Source organism: Streptomyces hokutonensis, assembly GCF_000376565.1.
GTDB lineage: Bacteria > Actinomycetota > Actinomycetes > Streptomycetales > Streptomycetaceae > Streptomyces > Streptomyces hokutonensis.
On record NZ_BARG01000052.1, the window covers coordinates 67,522 to 84,903 of the forward strand.

The 17,382-nt window shown below is 71.2% G+C and carries 12 protein-coding genes; 11 read left to right on the plus strand and 1 reads right to left on the minus strand.

Annotation, left to right across the window (positions count from 1 at the left end; all coding sequences use genetic code 11):
- The first annotated feature begins 199 nt into the window (after positions 1-199).
- The gene (locus tag SSP08S_RS31530) at positions 200-1,042 is read left to right on the plus strand and encodes an MHYT domain-containing protein (protein ID WP_019071651.1); all 843 of its coding nucleotides are present in this window, start codon (positions 200-202) and stop codon (positions 1,040-1,042) included.
- Positions 1,043-1,081: 39 nt separating this feature from the next.
- Here SSP08S_RS31530 and SSP08S_RS31535 read toward each other — a convergent pair whose 3' ends face one another.
- Positions 1,082-2,053 (minus strand): NAD(P)-dependent oxidoreductase, encoded by a 972-nt coding sequence (locus SSP08S_RS31535; RefSeq protein ID WP_019071652.1) that lies wholly within the window; start codon positions 2,051-2,053, stop codon positions 1,082-1,084.
- A 97-nt stretch (positions 2,054-2,150) separates the two neighbouring features.
- Here SSP08S_RS31535 and SSP08S_RS31540 point away from each other — a divergent pair, with 97 nt between their 5' ends.
- The 10 genes from SSP08S_RS31540 (at position 2,151) to SSP08S_RS31585 (ending at position 17,378) form a co-directional block, all read left to right on the plus strand.
- Positions 2,151-2,747, plus strand: a complete 597-nt coding sequence (locus SSP08S_RS31540) for a TetR/AcrR family transcriptional regulator (RefSeq protein WP_019071653.1) — start codon at positions 2,151-2,153, stop codon at positions 2,745-2,747.
- Positions 2,748-2,903: 156 nt separating this feature from the next.
- On the plus strand, positions 2,904-3,899 hold the full coding sequence (locus SSP08S_RS31545; protein WP_019071654.1) for a LacI family DNA-binding transcriptional regulator: 996 nt from the start codon (positions 2,904-2,906) through the stop codon (positions 3,897-3,899).
- 336 nt (positions 3,900-4,235) lie between these two features.
- Positions 4,236-5,765: an ABC transporter substrate-binding protein gene (locus SSP08S_RS31550; protein WP_019071655.1), complete on the plus strand. Its 1,530-nt coding sequence runs from the start codon at positions 4,236-4,238 to the stop codon at positions 5,763-5,765.
- Between the two features lie 93 nt (positions 5,766-5,858).
- The gene (locus SSP08S_RS31555) at positions 5,859-6,800 is read left to right on the plus strand and encodes an ABC transporter permease (protein WP_019071656.1); all 942 of its coding nucleotides are present in this window, start codon (positions 5,859-5,861) and stop codon (positions 6,798-6,800) included.
- Positions 6,797-8,635, plus strand: a complete 1,839-nt coding sequence (locus tag SSP08S_RS31560) for a dipeptide/oligopeptide/nickel ABC transporter permease/ATP-binding protein (protein WP_019071657.1) — start codon at positions 6,797-6,799, stop codon at positions 8,633-8,635. Before SSP08S_RS31555 ends, SSP08S_RS31560 begins: the two co-directional genes overlap by 4 nt.
- Complete coding sequence (locus SSP08S_RS31565) at positions 8,632-9,558, plus strand: ATP-binding cassette domain-containing protein (RefSeq protein WP_019071658.1); 927 nt, start codon at positions 8,632-8,634, stop codon at positions 9,556-9,558. Before SSP08S_RS31560 ends, SSP08S_RS31565 begins: the two co-directional genes overlap by 4 nt.
- Positions 9,555-11,042, plus strand: a complete 1,488-nt coding sequence (locus tag SSP08S_RS31570) for a glycoside hydrolase family 43 protein (RefSeq protein WP_019071659.1) — start codon at positions 9,555-9,557, stop codon at positions 11,040-11,042. The genes SSP08S_RS31565 and SSP08S_RS31570 overlap by 4 nt, the downstream gene beginning before the upstream one ends.
- A 56-nt stretch (positions 11,043-11,098) precedes the next feature.
- Entirely contained in the window at positions 11,099-13,261 is a 2,163-nt protein-coding gene (locus SSP08S_RS31575) for a beta-galactosidase (protein ID WP_019071660.1), read from the plus strand.
- Positions 13,258-15,807 (plus strand): glycoside hydrolase family 3 protein, encoded by a 2,550-nt coding sequence (locus tag SSP08S_RS31580; protein ID WP_019071661.1) that lies wholly within the window; start codon positions 13,258-13,260, stop codon positions 15,805-15,807. The genes SSP08S_RS31575 and SSP08S_RS31580 overlap by 4 nt, the downstream gene beginning before the upstream one ends.
- Positions 15,804-17,378: a glycoside hydrolase family 140 protein gene (locus tag SSP08S_RS31585; RefSeq protein WP_102133445.1), complete on the plus strand. Its 1,575-nt coding sequence runs from the start codon at positions 15,804-15,806 to the stop codon at positions 17,376-17,378. The genes SSP08S_RS31580 and SSP08S_RS31585 overlap by 4 nt, the downstream gene beginning before the upstream one ends.
- Positions 17,379-17,382: the final 4 nt, after the last annotated feature.

Consider the following 17,382-nt stretch of genomic DNA (forward strand, 5'->3'; position numbering starts at 1 on the left):
CAGGGGCGGGAGTGGTCGATCCGCGCGCGCCCCTGCCGTGGCGCACCCTGTGTCCCCGCGCGTCTCCCGACCGGAGGCCCGCGCCCGGCGCGGCCCGGCGGTCTCCGTGGCCCGTCGGACGGGAGCGTGCGCACGTCACCGTGCCGGCACACCGCGACTGCGGTGCCGCCTGCCTGCACGCACGTGAAGGGAACCCTCGATGACCGCCACCGTCTCCGACTTCTACTACGGCGCAGTGACACCTGTCGCCGCCTACCTGATGGCATGCCTGGGCGCGGCCCTCGGGCTGCGCTGCACGACCCGCTCGCTGCGCCGCCCGCAGCACAGAGCCCGGTGGCTGGCCATGGGCGCGGTGTCGATCGGCTGCGGTATATGGACCATGCACTTCATCGCCATGATCGGCTTCAGCGTCCAGGGCGCGCTGGTCAACTACGACACGACGAAGACGCTCCTGAGCCTCCTCGTGGCGATCGTGGTGGTCGCCGTAGGAGTGTTCCTGGTCGGCTACCGGGGCGGCTCACCGCTCAACCTCGCCATCGCGGGCACGGTCACCGGACTCGGCGTGGCGGCGATGCACTACCTCGGGATGGCCGCCATCCAGACGAACGGCACCCTCCACTACGACCCGCTGACCGTGGTGCTGTCCGTGGTGATCGCCGTGGGGGCGGCCACCGCGGCGCTGTGGGCGGCGGTCTCCATCCACGCGCTGTGGGCGAGCCTCGGCGCGAGCCTGGTCATGGGTGTGGCCGTGACCGGCATGCACTACACCGGCATGGCCGCGGTCTCCGTGCACCTCACCCACCAGGCCGCGTCCGCGCAGTCCTCGGCCGACCTGGTCGCGTTCCTCCTGGTCATGCTCGCCGGCCCGCTCATCGTCCTGCTGATCGCCGCCGTCATCGTCATGTTCGACCCGGACATGATGCTCGGTGACGACGAGACGAGCGAGCAGGCGCCCGCCCCCGCGCCGCTGTTCGGCGGCGACTCCGTGTTCCCGGCGCAGCAGCAGGCACAGCAGTCGCAGACGCACACCTCCTCCTGGTGACCTGACGGCGGCACCCCGGGCACACACGGCCGTCCGCGCTCACATGCCGTTCTCCGCAGGGAGGGTGCGGGCGCCGGACGGTCCCGCACCCTCGGTCCTGGCCTCCAGCGCGCGCACCACGGCCACCATGTCCTCGCCGCCGTGACCCCGCGCCACGGTCTCGTCGTAGAGGGCGTGGCAGATGTCGAGGAGCGGGGAGGCCAGCCCGGCCTTGCGGGCGGCCTCCGCGATCAGCCGGTTGTTCTTCAGCACGTCAGCGGCCGCCGCCTGCACACCGAAGTCCCGGCCCACCAGCTTGGGCGCCTTCGTCCGGGAGACGGAACTGGCCATCGGCCCCGCGTCCAGCACATCGCGCAACAGGCCCTGGTCGAGCCCGTTCCGGTCGGCGAAGTGGAACGCCTCGGCGAGCCCGGTGACCAGCGTGATCAGGAACAGGTTCACCGAGAACTTCATCAGCAGGGCGCCCGGCACCGCACCGCAGCCGAACGTCTCCTGGCACACCGGCGCGAGCAGCGGTCGTACGGCCGCCACGGCGTCGGCGTCCCCGGCCAGCATGCCCACCAACTCGCCCTGCTCCGCCGGGACTCGGGAACCGGAGACCGGGGCCTCGACGTATCTCCCGCCCGCGCTCCGGATGTCGTCCTGGAGGCTGCCCGAGTACTCGGCCGAGGTCGTGCCCATGTGGACGACGGTGTGTCCCGCGACCCGCGCGGCGAAGTCCGGGGTGCCACGGCCCAGCACCGCGTCGACGGCCGTCTCGTCGGCCAGCATCAGGAACACGACGTCGTCGGCGCGGTCGAAGACCTCGGCGGGGCCTGCCGCGACCTCGGCCCCGGCGGCACGCAGGGGTTCGGACCGGCCGGGCGAGCGGTTCCACACCACGAGGGGTGTTCCGGCACGGGCGAGGTTGAGCGCCATGGGCTGCCCCATGACCCCGAGGCCGACGAAACCCACGTACGCCACGATGCACCGCCGTTTCCGTCCCCCGGCGAGGCGCGGGACCACCACCATCGCCGTTGTTTATGACGGCGGTCATAGTAGTTCACGCTATGACAGCGGTCATAGAGTGGAGCGCGGAGAGCCCGTGCGACGGTGACGGAGGTCGGGGATGGCGGCGGCAGAGGCGTCCCGGTACGGGGCGCGCGAGCGGATGGTCTTCAGCGCGGCGCAGCTCATCCGGCGCGACGGGGTCGCCGCCACTGGGATGCGCGAGGTCGCCGTCCACGCGCACGCGCCGCGCGGCTCGCTCCAGCACTACTTCCCCGGCGGCAAGGAGCAGTTGGTCAACGAGGCCGTCGGCTGGGCCGGCCGGTACGCGGGCAAGCGCGTCGACCGTTTCCTCGCCGCGCTGTCCGAGCCGACGCCGAGCGGGCTGTTCGGCGAGATGGTTCGCCAGTGGACCGACGAGTACACGGCCGTCGGCTTCGCGGGCGGGTGTCCGGTGGCCGCCGCCACGGTGGACTGCGCGGAGACCAGTGCGCCCACGCGTGAAGCCGCTTCCGCCGCCTTCGCCGACTGGAGCGGCTCGGTCGCCCGCGCGCTCACCGGGATGGGTGTTCCGCAGGAGCGGGCCGGCGCGCTGGCCACCCTCATGATCAGTGCCCTGGAGGGCGCGATCCTCGTGGCCCGGGCCGAGCGGGACGTCCGTGCCCTGACGACCGTGGCCAGGGAGCTCGGCCCGCTCCTCGATGCCGCGGTGCGCTGATCGGAGGCTCGGGGGCATCATTCGTACCACCAGTAACAGGCCATCCTGTCCGACACGTCGGACGTATGGCACCCTCACTGTTACGATTCAGTGACGCACGCCACCCAGGTCGGGCGCACGGTACCGGTATGTCCGAGATGTTCCCAGGAGGCTCCCATGGCGGGCAGGACCGGCCGCGTGACGGCGACCGACGTCGCCAAGGAAGCGGGAGTTTCGCAGACCACGGTCAGCTATGTGCTGAACGACGTGCCGCACCAGAAGATCTCCGAGCAGACCCGGCGCAAGGTCCTCGACGCGGTGGCCAAGCTGGGCTACAAACCCTCGGCCGCCGCACGCGCCCTCCGTCTGGGCCGCAGCGACCTGGTGCTGATGTTCCTCCCGGACGTCCCCGTCGGCGGCACGATCACCGCCCTCGTCGAGATGCTCGGCGACGAGTTGGAGCGCCACGGCCTGAACCTCGTCACCCGGCGCGAGCACCACGCCCCGCTCAAGTCGCTGTGGCGGGAACTCATGCCGGCGGCCGTGATGACGGCGTTCGAGGTCTCCGACGAGGACGTGGCCAGTATGCGCGCGGCCGGTATCCACGTGGTCAGCGCCGGGATGGGCCCCGACGCCGCACCGGGTGTGCTGACCATCCCGCAGACCGTCATCGGCGCGATGCAGGTGGAGCGGCTGGCCGACACGGGGCATGTCCGCATCGGTTATGCCGCACCGGGGGATCCCCGGCTCCGCGACTTCCTGGCGCTGCGGCTCGAAGGCGCCCGAACGGCCTGCGCGGAGCGCGGACTTGAGCCGCCCGTCCTGCTGGACGTGCCCCTCGACATCGCGGCGGCGGCCGCCGCGGCCGAGCAGTGGCACTCCGCCGACCCGGCCGTCACGGGAGTGTGCGCCTACAACGACGAGACGGCTTTCGCCCTCCTCGCGGGCATGCGCAGGGTGGGCCTGTCCGCCCCCGGCGACCTGGCCGTGATCGGCGTCGACAACGACAAACTGGCGCCCTTCGCGATGCCACCGCTGACGACGATCGACAACAACCTCGACGTCGTCGTGGGCCGCGCGGCCCGGATGATCGTCGGCGGCGTGGCCGGCCGGGCGCTGCCGTCGTCGCCCCAGGTGACCCCGGTGAGCCTGGTCGTGCGCGAGTCGGCCTGACGGCGGCAGGCCCATCTGACAACGGCCGTTCCGGCTTCGGGTGCGCGGTGATGCGACGCCCCGGTTGATTCCGGCTTTCCGGAAAACAGTGACGCACGGGTCTTGTGGCCCGCCAAGGGCTGGGCTTACGTTACGCATACGTTTCACTTGTACGTATCAGTGGCTGGTTCTCACCCACCGAAAACGGTGGCGAACAAACCCCTCCGGCCAGGGACGGCTGACCGCCAAGAACGGTCGACGCCGCGTCAGGACCTGGTTCTCCCTTCACCTCCGAGGCTCTTGAGGGCGGCTCGACGCCTGATGCCGCCCGGTCATCCACTCACCAGCGGAGTACCCATGCGAAGAATCGCGCTGACGGCCGTATCCGCGGCCCTGATGTTGTCCGCGGCCGCGTGCGGCTCGGGTTCAGGTTCCGGTTCCGGCAAGGCGGCCACCGGCGGCACCCTGACCCTGGCCCCGCTCGTCGCGGCGCAGCCGTGGGACCTGGCCGACGCCGGACTCGGCAACAACGCGCAGTACTACCAGCCCGTATACGACTCGCTGTTCCGGCTGTCCCCGACGGCCGAGGTCGAACCCAACCTGGCGACCAAGTGGTCCTACGACGCGGCCCGCACGGTACTCACGCTGACCCTGCGCAGCGGCGTCAAGTTCACCGACGGCACCCCCCTGGACGCGACCGCGGTCAAGACCAACCTGCTGCACACCAAGGGCGGCACCAGCGAGGCGGCGGGCCAACTGGCCAGCATCAGCGGTGTCGACGTCGTCAGCGCCACCGAGGTCAAGATCAGGCTCTCGGCCCCCGACCCCTCCCTGGTCCCGAACCTCGGCAATGTGGCCGGCATGATCGCCAGCCCCAAGGCCATCGCCGCGGGCACGATCAAGAACACCCCGGTGGGTTCCGGCCCGTACAGCCTGGACAAGTCGGCCACCACGGCGGGCAGCACCTACACCTTCGTCCGCAACCCGGGGTACTGGAACAAGGCCGCCTTCCCCTTCGACAAGATCGTCCTCAAGCCGCTCACCGACCCGACCGCCGTGCTCAACGCGCTGCGCTCCGGCCAGGTCAACGGCGCCCTGCTGGCCAGCGCCAAGAGCATCGCCCCGGCCAAGAGCAGCGGGCTGACCGTCACCAAGTTCACCTCCGGCGACGTCGAGGGCGTCTACATCTGGGACCGCGCCGGAAAGATCGTCAAGGCGCTCGGCGACGTCCGGGTCCGCCAAGCGCTCAACTACGCCTTCGACCGCGACACGATCGTGAAAACGGCGAAGCAGGGCCTCGGCAAGGCGACCACCCAGATCTTCAACCCGGCCGGTTCGGCCTTCGACAGCTCCCTGAACTCCAAGTACTCCTACGACCCGGCGAAGGCCAAGCAGTTGCTGGCCGAGGCGGGCTACCCGCACGGCTTCTCGGTCACCGTCCCGGACGTGTCCTCGGTCTTCCCCGACCAACAGGCCGCCATGGTCCAGCAGTTGGAGGACATCGGGATCAAGGTCAAGGTCGACAAGATCCCCGTCACGCAGTTCATCAGCGCCCTCCTCGCCGGCAAGTACCCGCTGTCGTACATGACGCTGGCCTCCTTCCGTCCCTGGGACACCATCCAGATCGAGGTCGGCAAGACCGCGCTGTGGAACCCGCTGCACACCGAGGACGCCAAGGTCACCGACCTCATCACCAAGGCCCGCTCGGCGACCGGCGCCACCCAGGACGCCCTGTTCAAGCAGCTCAACACCTACCTCGTCGACCAGGCGTGGAACGCGCCCTGGGACTCCGTCGAGGCCGTCTACGCGACGACCAAGGGCGTCACCTTCACACCGCAGACCTTCGCCGCGGTGCCCCCGATCTACAACTTCAAGCCCGCCGGCTGACCAGGACGGCGGACCGGGCGGGCACGGTGACACCGGTCCCGCCCGGCCGCCGACGTCCCACAACGGCCGAGGAAAGGCAAGGTGGAGAGACTGATGATTGTTTTCTTGGTCCGGCGCATCGCCGCCGGGCTGGTCCTGGTCCTGGTGATCGCGACCACGACCTTCGCGCTGATGGGCCTCACCGGCTCCGATCCGGTGCGCCAGATCGTGGGACAGACCGCCACTCGGCAGCAGGTGACCGCGAAGTCCGCCGAACTCGGGCTCGACCAGCCCTTCGTGGTCCGCTACGGCCACTGGCTCGCGGACGCGGTGCACGGCAACCTCGGCAGCTCGTGGTTCAGCGGTGAGTCCGTGACGACCTCGCTGGAGAACAAGCTGCCGGTCACGCTGTCGATCGTGCTGGCGGCACTGCTGCTGTCGGCCGTACTGAGCACCGTGCTGGGAGTTGCCGCGGCAGTCCGCCGGGGAGCACTGGACCAGGTGGTGCAGCTGCTCGCGGTCCTGGGCTTCGCGGTGCCGAGCTTCCTGGTCGCCCTGGTGTTCGCCGTGGTGATCGGCGTCGACCTCGGCTGGCTGCCGGCCACCGGCTACGTCCCGTTCGCGGACTCGGCGAGCGGCTGGCTGAAGTCGATCACCCTCCCCGCACTGTCGCTCTCCGTCGGAGCGATCGCCGCCACCGCCCAGCAGGTACGCGGCTCCATGGTCGACGTCCTGCGCGCGGACTACGTACGGACCCTCCGCAGCCGCGGCATCAGCGAGCGCAGCCTGCTGTTCCGGCACGCGCTGCGCAACGCGGCCCCGGCCGCGCTGACCGTGCTGGCCCTGCAGTTCATCGGCCTGGTCGGCGGCGCGGTGGTCGTCGAGAAGGTCTTCGGCCTCAACGGGATCGGCAGCGAGGCGACGAGCGCCGGATCCCAGGGCGACACCCCGGTGGTCATGGGCGTGGTCGTCGTCATGGTCGCCCTCGTCGTGGTGGTCAACATCCTGATGGACCTCGCCTACGGCTGGCTCAACCCGAAGGTGCGTGTCGGATGACGCTGCCTCAGTCCGAAGAAACAGCGGTCACCCCGGCCGTCGCCGCCCACGGAAGGGCGGGCCTCCTGCGCCGGCTCCTGCGCAACCCGGTCGCCGTGACCTGCCTGGTCCTCCTCGCCCTCATCTCGCTGGCCAGCCTGTGCGCACCGCTGCTGACCAGCCAGGACCCGGCGCACACCTCGCTCACCGAGAGCCTCGCCCCGATGAGCGGCAAGCACCCCCTGGGCGGTGACGGCGTCGGCCGTGACGTCCTGGCCCGACTCCTCTACGGCGGACGCACCAGCCTGCTGGGCGCCCTGCTCGCGGTGGCCGTCGCCGTGGTGATCGGCGTTCCAGCCGGTCTGGTCGCCGGCTACTACCGCAAGTGGTTCGACGCCGTGAGCAGTTGGGTGTCCAACCTGCTGATGGCCGTACCGGCGATCATCGTGCTCCTCGTCGTGATGTCCGCGGTGGGCCAGAACACATACCTCGCCATGGCGGTCTTCGGCGTGCTGATGTCACCGGGCGTCTTCCGGCTGATCCGTGCCTCGGTGATCTCCGTACGTGAGGAGCTGTACGTCGACGCGGCACGGGTGTCCGGCCTGTCGGACGCCCGGATCATCCGCCGCCACATCCTGCCCGTCGTCCAGGCGCCGACCATCATCCAGGCCGCCCAGATGCTCGGTCTCGGCATCGTCATCCAGTCCGGCCTGGAGTTCCTCGGCCTGGGTTCGGCGACCCAGGCGAGCTGGGGCTCCATGCTCAACGACGCCTTCGCCAACATCTACAACAAGCCGGAGCTGATGGTCTGGCCCGGAGTCGCGCTCGCGGTGACCGTCGCCGCGTTCGGCCTGCTCGGCAACGCCCTGCGGGACGCGCTGGACGGGACCGCGACACGCGGACGGAAGCCGCGCGGCACGACACCTCGCAAGCCCGTGGCGGTAAAGCACTCCGCACCGCCCGAGGCGACGGACGCGCTGCTCGCCCTCGAAGGCCTGACCGTCTCCTATCCGACGGCCGAGGGGGAGAAGACCGTCGTCGAGGGCGTCTCGCTCACGGTGCGAAGGGGCGAAGTCCTCGGCCTGGTGGGGGAGTCGGGCTCGGGCAAGAGCCAGACCGCCTTCGCCGTCCTGGGACTCCTGCCCCCGGAGGCGAGCGTCTCCACCCGCCAACTGGTCTTCGACGGCACGGAGTTGGGGAATCTCGGTCGCGCGGAGATGAACCGCTACCGGGGCCGCCGGATCGCCTACGTCCCACAGGAGCCGATGTCCAACCTCGACCCCTCCTTCCGTATCGGCGCCCAACTCGTCGAACCGGTGCGCAGACACCTGAAGTTGTCGGGCGCCGAGGCGAAGGCCAAGACCCTCGCCCTGCTGGAGCGGGTCGGGATCGCCGACCCCGAGCGGGTCTTCAACAGCTATCCCCACCAGATCTCCGGCGGCATGGCGCAACGCGTCCTCATTGCCGGCGCGGTCTCCTGCGAACCCGACCTGCTGATCGCCGACGAGCCCACCACGGCGCTCGACGTGACCGTGCAGGCCGAGGTGCTCGACCTGATCCGGTCCCTCCAACGCGAGCGGAACATGGGCGTGATCCTCGTGACCCACGACTTCGGTGTGGTGGCCGACATCTGCGACCGCGTGACGGTGATGCAGACCGGCACCGTGGTGGAGTCCGCCCCCGTACGGGAGTTGTTCGCCGGCCCCCGCCACCCGTACACGCGCATGCTCCTGGCCTCCACGCTGGAGGACGCGGAGCCGCGCTCCCCACTCAGCCGCATCGTGCCGGCGAGCATCGCGGGCGTCACGGATCCCGCAGTGATCACGAACTCCGTACATCAGGAGGGTCCGGCATGACCGCGACCATGAACGGGACACCGCGCAAGGATGTCCCGGCCGAACCCCTGCTGGCAGTCGACGACTTGGTCGTGGAGTACCCGGCGAAGGGCTGGCGCAGGCCGCCGTTCCGCGTGCTCAAGGGGGTGTCGATCACCATCGGCGCGGGCGAGACCCTCGGGCTGGTCGGCGAGTCGGGCTCCGGCAAGACCACCCTGGGCCGGGCCGTCCTCGGCCTCGCCCCGGTCGCCTCCGGCACCGTCCACTACGCCGGCAAGGTCATCTCGGGCCTGGGCGCCAAGGAACGCCGGGCGCTCAGCAGCGACATCCAGGTGGTGTTCCAGGACCCGTACACCTCCCTCAATCCGGCGATGACCGTGAACGACATCCTCAGCGAACCGCTCCGCGTCGCGGGCACCCCTCGCGCGGAGGCCGAGAAGCGGGTGCGGGACCTCCTGGACCAGGTCCGGTTGCCCGCCGACGCGGGGGAACGGCTGCCCCGGGAGTTCTCCGGCGGCCAGCGTCAACGCATCGCCATCGCACGGGCGTTGTCCCGCGACCCGCGCGTCATCGTCTGCGACGAACCGGTCAGCGCACTGGACCTGTCGACCCAGGCCCGGGTCCTCGACCTGTTCGTGGAGATCCAGGAACGCACCGGCGTCGCCTATCTCTTCGTCACCCACGACCTGTCCGTGGTCCGGCACATCAGCCACCGGGTCGCCGTCATGCGCGGCGGCGAGATCGTCGAGACCGGCGACGCGGCGACGGTCACCACCACACCCCAACACCCCTACACGAAGCGGCTGTTGCTCGCCGCACCGGTACCGGACCCGGCACGCCAGGCGGAGCGCAGGGCCGAACGGCAACGCCTGGCGGCGGCCATGGCGGCCGACGCCCGCACGAACACCCCCGCTATCGCCTCGACGTCGGGAGACCGAGCATGACCCTGCCCAACCCCACCGTCCCCGGCTTCCACCCGGACCCCAGCGTCACCCGCGTCGGCGACGACTACTACCTCGCCTGTTCCAGCTTCGAGTACCTCCCCGGCATACCGCTGTTCCACAGCCGCGACCTGGAGCACTGGGAGCCGATCGGCCATGTCGTCACCCGGCCGGGGCAGTTGGCGGTCGAGAAGGTCCCCACGCTCGGCGGCGCCTGGGCGCCCACCATCCGTTTCCACGGCGGCCGTTTCTGGCTGGTCGTCACCGACGCGATGGGACGCGGCAGCCTCATCTTCACCGCCGACCGCGCCGAGGGTCCCTGGTCCGACGGCGTCGTCATGCAGGGAGCGCCCGGCATCGACCCGGACCTCGCCTGGGACGCCGACGGCACCTGCTACGTCACGTACTCCGGCCTCCAGCTCGACGGCGACCACGCCGGCGAGCACTTGGGCGTCCAACAGGTCCGGATGGACCTCGAAACCGGCCAAGCCCTCGAAGAACCACGGTCGTTGTGGTCCGGCACGGGCCTGATGTTCCCCGAGGCACCGCACCTCTACGAGATCGACGGCACCTGGTACCTCCTGATCGCCGAGGGCGGCACCGAGCGCGGACACTCCGTGAGCATCGCCCGCGGCACCCGTCCCGACGGCCCCTTCGAGGGCTGCCCGGCCAATCCCGTGCTCAGTGCCCGCAGCACCGCCCGCAAGGTCCAGAACACCGGCCACGCCGACCTCGTACGCACTCCCGACGACGGCTGGGCCCTGCTCCTGCTGGGGATGCGGCCCGGCGGTCTGACCAGGGCCTTCTCGCCCATGGGCCGGGAGACGTTCAGCACCACACTGGAATGGATCGACGGCTGGCCCGTGGTGCAGCCGGTCCAACTGACGCCGTCCACCGGACCGGTTGAGCAGACCGACACCTTCAGCGGTGCCCAACTCGGCCTGGAATGGCTCTCGATACGCACACCCGCCGCCGACTGGTCCTCGCTCACCGGGCGCCCGGGCCACCTGGTCATCCACGCCGACGGCTCCACCATGGACGACCCGCGACCACGGTTCGTCGGCCGCCGCCAGCAGCACGAGTCGGCGGTCTTCACGGTCCGCGTGGACAGCGCTGAGGGCGTCGGCGGACTGAGCCTGCGCATCGACGAACTCCATCACTACGACATCGAGGTGGGCGCCGGACTCGCCCGCGCCCGCGCCCGGGTGGGCGGACTCTCCCAGACCTGGGAGCAGCCGATTCCGCCGGGTCCGGTGACCGTACGGATAGAGACCGAACCGGTCACCGGTATGGGCCTCGACGCCCTCAGCCCGGACGTGGTCCGCCTGTCCGTCGACTCCGGCAGCGGACCGGTCGAACTCGCGGCCCTCGACGGCCGCTACGTCTCGGCCGAGACCGCCGCGTCCTTCACGGGCCGAGTCGTCGGCATGTACGCCGCCGAAGGCACGGTCGCCTTCGCCGAGTTCGGCTACCGGGGCGAGGACTGACGCCCGCGCCGTCCGAGACACCCGACCGGCATCTGACAGAAAGTCACCAGCACCGCATGGGCACCTTCTTCCCGCGCATGCTCTTCGGAGCCGCCTACTACACCGAGTACCAACCCTACGAACGGCTCGCACAGGACCTCGACCTGATGGCCGAGGCAGGCTTCAACGTCATCCGGGTCGGCGAGTCCGTCTGGTCGACCTGGGAACCCCGCGAGGGACAGTTCGAGCTCGACTGGCTGCAGCCCGTCCTCGACGCCGCCCACGACCGCGGCATCAAGGCCATCGTGGGCACCCCGACCTACGCCGTCCCGCCCTGGCTGCGTCGCAAGTACCCCGAAACGGCGGCCCGTTCACGCACCGGGGAGACCATCCCGTACGGCATGCGACAGGACGCGGACTACTCGCACCCCGCCTTCCGGCATCTCGCCGAGCGGCTGGTCCGCAAGGTCGTCGGACGCTACGCCGACCACCCGGCGGTCATCGGCTGGCAGGTCGACAACGAACCCGGACTCCGCCTCTTCCACAACGACTCGGTGTTCCAGGGCTTCCTCGACCACCTCCGCGACCGCTACGGCGACGTCGAGACCCTCAACCGCCGCTGGGGACTCACCTATTGGTCCCACCGCCTCCAGGACTGGGCGGACCTGTGGACCCCCGACGGCAACACCACCCCGTCGTACGACCTCGCCTGGCGCCGTTACCAGTCCCGGCTGACGCAGGAGTACATCACCTGGCACGCCGACCTGGTCCGCGGTCTCGTCCCCGAGCACCACTTCATCACGACCTGCGTCGCCCTCGGCCAGCAGGGCCTGGACATCTCCGCCATCGGCCGGCCCCTCGACATCACCGGGGCCAACATCTACTACGCCACCCAGGGCGGACTGGCCCTGCCCGGCCCCGACGAGCCCACCGGCGGACTGCACCCGTTCTTCGTCCCCTGGTCGGGGCCCGCCTGGCTCTCCCTCCAGAACGACCTGGCCCGCGGCATCCGCCAGGAACCCTTCCTCGTCATGGAGACCAACGCCACCTCCATCGGCGGCTCCGCCGACAACTTCCCCCTCTACCGGGGCCAGGCCCGCCAAGCCGTGTGGAACATGGTCGCGCGCGGCGCCCGGATGATCGAGTACTGGCACTGGCACTCCCTGCACTACGGCGCCGAGACCTACTGGGGCGGCATCCTCGGCCACAGCCTGGAACCCGGCCGGACGTACGAGGAACTCTCGGCGATCGCAGGGGAGTTGCAGCAGGCGAGCCCGAGGATCGAGGGCCTGCGCCCCCGAAGCGACGTGGCGATGCTGCTCTCCGCGGACAGCCGCTGGGCCATGGAGTTCATGGCACCCCTACGGGGCGGCGCCCCCTCCTGGTTCGGCGACCCGCAGTCCTACGACCGGATCGTCGCCGCCCACTACCGGGGGCTGTTCGACGCGGGACTGTCCGTCGACATCGTTGCCCCGGAACAACTCACCTCCAGTCCAGAGGAGTTGGTGGACCGCTGGCCGGTGCTTGTCGTCCCGGCCCTGTACATCGCGGACGACGGGACCCTCGACCTGCTGCGCCGGTACGCCGAAGCGGGCGGCCATCTCGTCCTCACTCCCCGTACCGGCTACGCCGACGCGGAGGCCGTCGCCCGGCATACGGTCATGCCCGGAGTGCTGCGCCCCGCCGCGGGCGCGCACTACCAGGAGTTCACCAATGTGCTGACCCCGGTCACGATCACCAAGGGCGAGGGGACACCGGACGGCCCCGCCCTGCACGGACAGGCCACCGCGTGGGCCGACGGGCTGATCGCCGACGGCGCGACCGTCCTCGCCGGGTACGACCATCCGCACCTGGGCGAGTTCGCCGCCGTCACCACCCACGAGTACGGCGCGGGTCGGGTGACGTACATCGGCACCGTCCCCGACCGCGAACTCTCACACAGCCTCGCCGACTGGATCGCCGCGACCTCGCTGCCGCCCGACGCCTGGCGCGCGGCCCGGCCGGCCTCCGTCACCTGCACCTCGGCCACCACCGCCGACGGCGCGACCCTTCGCTTCGTCCACAACTGGGCCTGGGAGCCGGTTGATTACCGCCTCCCGGCGGACGTCCGCGACCTGCTCACCGGCGAGCCCCTCGCCGCCGGAACCGCCCTCGCGCTCGGCCCCTGGGACGTCCGGGTTCTCGTCGAGAGCGCAGGCGACACCCCCACCGACCACACTTCACCGAGGAGGACGCCGTGACCCGGCAGCAGCCCACCCCCACCGACGCCCCGCCCGCGGCCGACGAGGCCGAGCTCGCCAGGCGCCTCGGCGCGCTCACCCTGGAGCAGAAGGTGCGGCTGCTGACCGGCGCGGACTTCTGGTCCCTGCACCCCGAACCCGCCGTAGGGCTAAGGCGGTTGGTCGTCTCGGACGGCCCCGCCGGAGTCCGCGGCGAACTCTGGGACGAGCGCAGCCCCTCCGCCAACGTGCCCTCGCCCACCGCCCTCGCCGCCACCTGGGACGAGCAACTGGTCGAGGAACTGGGCGGGTTGCTCGCCCACGAGGCACGCGCCAAGGGCGTCGACGTCCTCCTCGCCCCCACCGTGAACCTGCACCGAACCCCTTACGGCGGACGGCACTTCGAGTGCTTCAGCGAGGACCCGCTGCTCACCTCCCGGATCGGCGTCGCCTATGTGAAGGGCGTGCAGGGCGGCGGCGTGGCGGCCACCGTCAAGCACTTCGTCGGCAACGACTCCGAGACCCAGCGGATGACGCTCGACGCCCGTATCGGCGAACGCGCCCTGCGGGAGCTGTACTTGACGCCGTTCGAGGCGATCGTCGGCGAGGGCCGAGTGTGGGCCGTGATGGCCGCCTACAACGGGGTCAACGGACACCCGATGACCGAGAGCCCGCTGCTGCGCGAAGTCCTGCACGACGACTGGAACTTCGACGGTCTTGTGATGTCGGACTGGTTCGCCGCCCGCACCACCGAGCAGTCGGCGCGCGCCGCGCTCGACCTGGTGATGCCCGGCCCGCTCGGCCCGTGGGGCGACGCGCTGGTCGCCGCCGTACGCAAGGGCAAGGTCGACGAGACGCTCGTCGACGACAAGGTGCTGCGGCTGCTGCGCCTCGCCGCCCGGGTCGGCGCGCTGGACGGCATACCCGCCGACACCCGGCCGCCGGAGCAGGACACGGCAGCGGTGGCGGCCCGGCTGCGCGAGACCGCCGCCGCCGGATTCGTGCTGGCCCGCAACGAGGGCGCCGTACTGCCCCTGAACCGCGCGGTGTTGACAAAGGTCGCCGTCCTCGGCCCCAACGCCTCCGTCGCCCGCACCCTCGGCGGCGGCAGCGCCACCGTCTTCCCGCCGTACACCGTCTCCCCGCTCGACGGCATCCGCGCCGCCCTCGGCGACGGCGTCGAGGTCACCCACGGCATCGGCGTCACCCCGGGGACCCGCACCCCCGTGGCGCCGCTGTCCCACCTCCGCCTCCCCGACGGCTCCGGCGAGGGCACCGAGGTCCGCTTCCTCGCCGCGGACGGAACCCTCCTCGGCTCCGAACTCCGCGCCGGGGCCGCCTACACCTGGATGGGCTCCTACGGCCCCGGAGTGCCCGTCGACGAGGTTGCCCGGGTGGAGGTGCGCACCGTCGTCCGCGCGACCGAGGCAGGTCGCTACGCGATCGGCGGCTCGGGCATCGGCCGCTTCCGGCTGTCCGTCGCGGGGGCCGAGGCCTTCGACGTACGGCTCCAACTCCCGCCGGGCGCCGACCTGGTGGAGGGGCTGATGACTCCACCCCAGCAACTGCACGCCGTCGAGCTGGCGGAAGGGGAGGAGACCGAGATCGTCCTCACCCACGACATCGACATCGATGCCGACACCGAGTCCGCCGCCGGCTCCACGGGCGAGGCCATCGGTGGCGCGGTCACCATGTTCCAGCTCAACCTGCAGCCCCCGCACGGCAGCGACGACGAGGAGATCGAGCGGGCCGTGGCACTCGCTCGCGAGGCCGAGGTCGCCGTGGTCGTCGTCGGCACCACCGAGGAGGTCGAGAGCGAGGGCTTCGACCGCACGAGCCTGGCCCTGCCCGGACGGCAGGACGAACTCGTCCGCCGGGTCGCCGAGGCCAACCCCCGTACCGTAGTGGTGGTCAACTCCGGGGCGCCGGTGCTGCTTCCGTGGGCCGACGACGTGGCGGCGGTGCTGCTCGCCTGGTTCCCCGGCCAGGAGTTCGGCAACGCGCTCGCCGACGTCCTGCTCGGCGAGGCGGAACCGGGCGGCCGGCTCCCGACGGTCTGGCCCGCCTCCGAGCGGGGACTGCCCACCACCGAACCGTCCGACGGCGTCCTCACCTACGACGAGGGCCTGTTCATCGGCCACCGTGGCGCCGGCCGTCCCGAATGGCAGCCGCCCCGCTACGACTTCGGCCACGGACTCGGCTACACCACCTGGGAGTACGTCTCGCTAGACGTCCCCGCCGAGGCACCTCCCGGCACCGACTTCACTGCGGAGGTGCGCATCCGCAACACCGGTACGCGGCACGGCAAGGAGGTCGTGCAGATCTACGCCGGCCGCCCCGCAAGCGAGGTCGAACGCCCGGTCCGCTGGCTCGCCGGGTTCGCCGTGGTCGAGGCCGCGCCCGGCGAGGAGACCGTCGCGACGGTGACGGTGGACGCGCGGGCCCTGCGGCACTGGGACACCGGAACGGGCGGCTGGACGGTCGAGCCGGGAACCTTCCGGCTGGAAGCGGGCCCGTCCTCCACGACCCTGCCCCTCGCCGCCGACATCGCCGTCGGCCGGTCATGAGCCGCGCAGGATCGGAAGCGGACCTGGTGACCGCCCCCTGGCGGGGGACCGAGATCACCCTCACCGGGGTCCGCGACCACGCCAACCCCTACACGGACGTCGACGTATGGGCCGACTTCACCCACGAGTCCGGGACGGTCCTGCGCCGCCCGGCCTTCTGGGACGGCGGCCGGATCTGGAAGATCCGGTTCGCCTCCCCGGAGCCGGCCGGCCGCTGGACCTGGCGCAGCGACAGCAACTGCCTCACGGACGAAGGACTTTCGGGGCGCAGCGGAACCCTCGACGTCCGCCCGGCCCCGGACGACGCCAACTCCTTCCACCGGCACGGCTTCTGGCGGATGTCACCCGGCGGACGCAGCCTGGTGCACGCCGACGGAACGCCCGCGCTGCTGGTCGCCGACACCGCCTGGGCCCTGCCCTGGCGAGCCACGGAAGAACAGGTCAGGCAGTACGCGGCCGATAGACGGGCCAAGGGCTTCAACGCGGCCCTGCTGATGAGCGTCCAGCCCGACATGGACGCGCGCGGCCCGCGCGACCGCACCGCCGACGAGGGGTTCGACGTCGGCTTCGAGGACCTGCCCACCGGGCACGTCGACGTCCTGAACCCGGCGTACTTCCAGTACCTCGACCGGCTCACCGGCATCCTCCGCGACCACGGAATCGTGCCCGTCCTCCAGCCGCTCTTCCACGGCTTCGGCTGGAAGGGCCTCCGCGTGGCGGGCCCGGTGGTCCCACCGCAGGAGTACGCCCGCTACTGCCGCTACCTGGTCGCCCGCTACGGCGCCGCCCCCACCGTCTACCTGGTCGGCGCCGACGGCGAGGGCGGCGAACCGCAGATCGCGGCGGGCGGCGCGGAGATCGGCCGCTGGGACGCCTACGGCCAGCCCTGCGGGATCCACTACCGGCCGCACTCCACCAACCGCGCCCACCAGCACGAGAGTTGGCTGCACTTCCAGTGGTGCCAGACCGGCCACATGGGCGGACACGTCCAGGAACGGGTCGCCGACATGTGGCGCAACACCCCGCCCAAGGCGGTCGCCAACGGCGAACCCACCTACGAGAACACCGGCCGCCCCGGCCGTGCCGCCGGCTGGTGGCAGGGGCACGAGGCCTGGAGCAACCTCTGCGCCGGCGGAACGATGGGCGTCGTGTACGGCGCGGCGAGCCTGTGGCAGTGGCGACTGCACCCCGACGAACCCGGCCACGAGGACTACTTCCTAGCGAAGGAGGCGGGCTGGCGCGAGGCACTCGACTTCGAGGGCTCGCACCACGTCGGCCGCATCTCCCGCATCCTCGACGGCCTTCCGCTCACGGACATGCGCCCGGACTGGCGCTCCACCCTGGCACCCCGGGGCCTGTCCGTCCCCGGCGAGCTGTACCTCTGCTACGCGGAGGAGGGCGGCCCACTGATCATCACCGACCCGGAGAACGTCCCGCTTCCCTACCGCGTCGTAGATCCACGTACGGGCGCCACCGTACGGGAGGGTGTACGCGCCACCGCCGGGGATCCCGTGCCCGACGAGGGAGGGGCGCCGAGGGTGTACATCTGCCATCACCCGAGGGGGAGTTGACTCC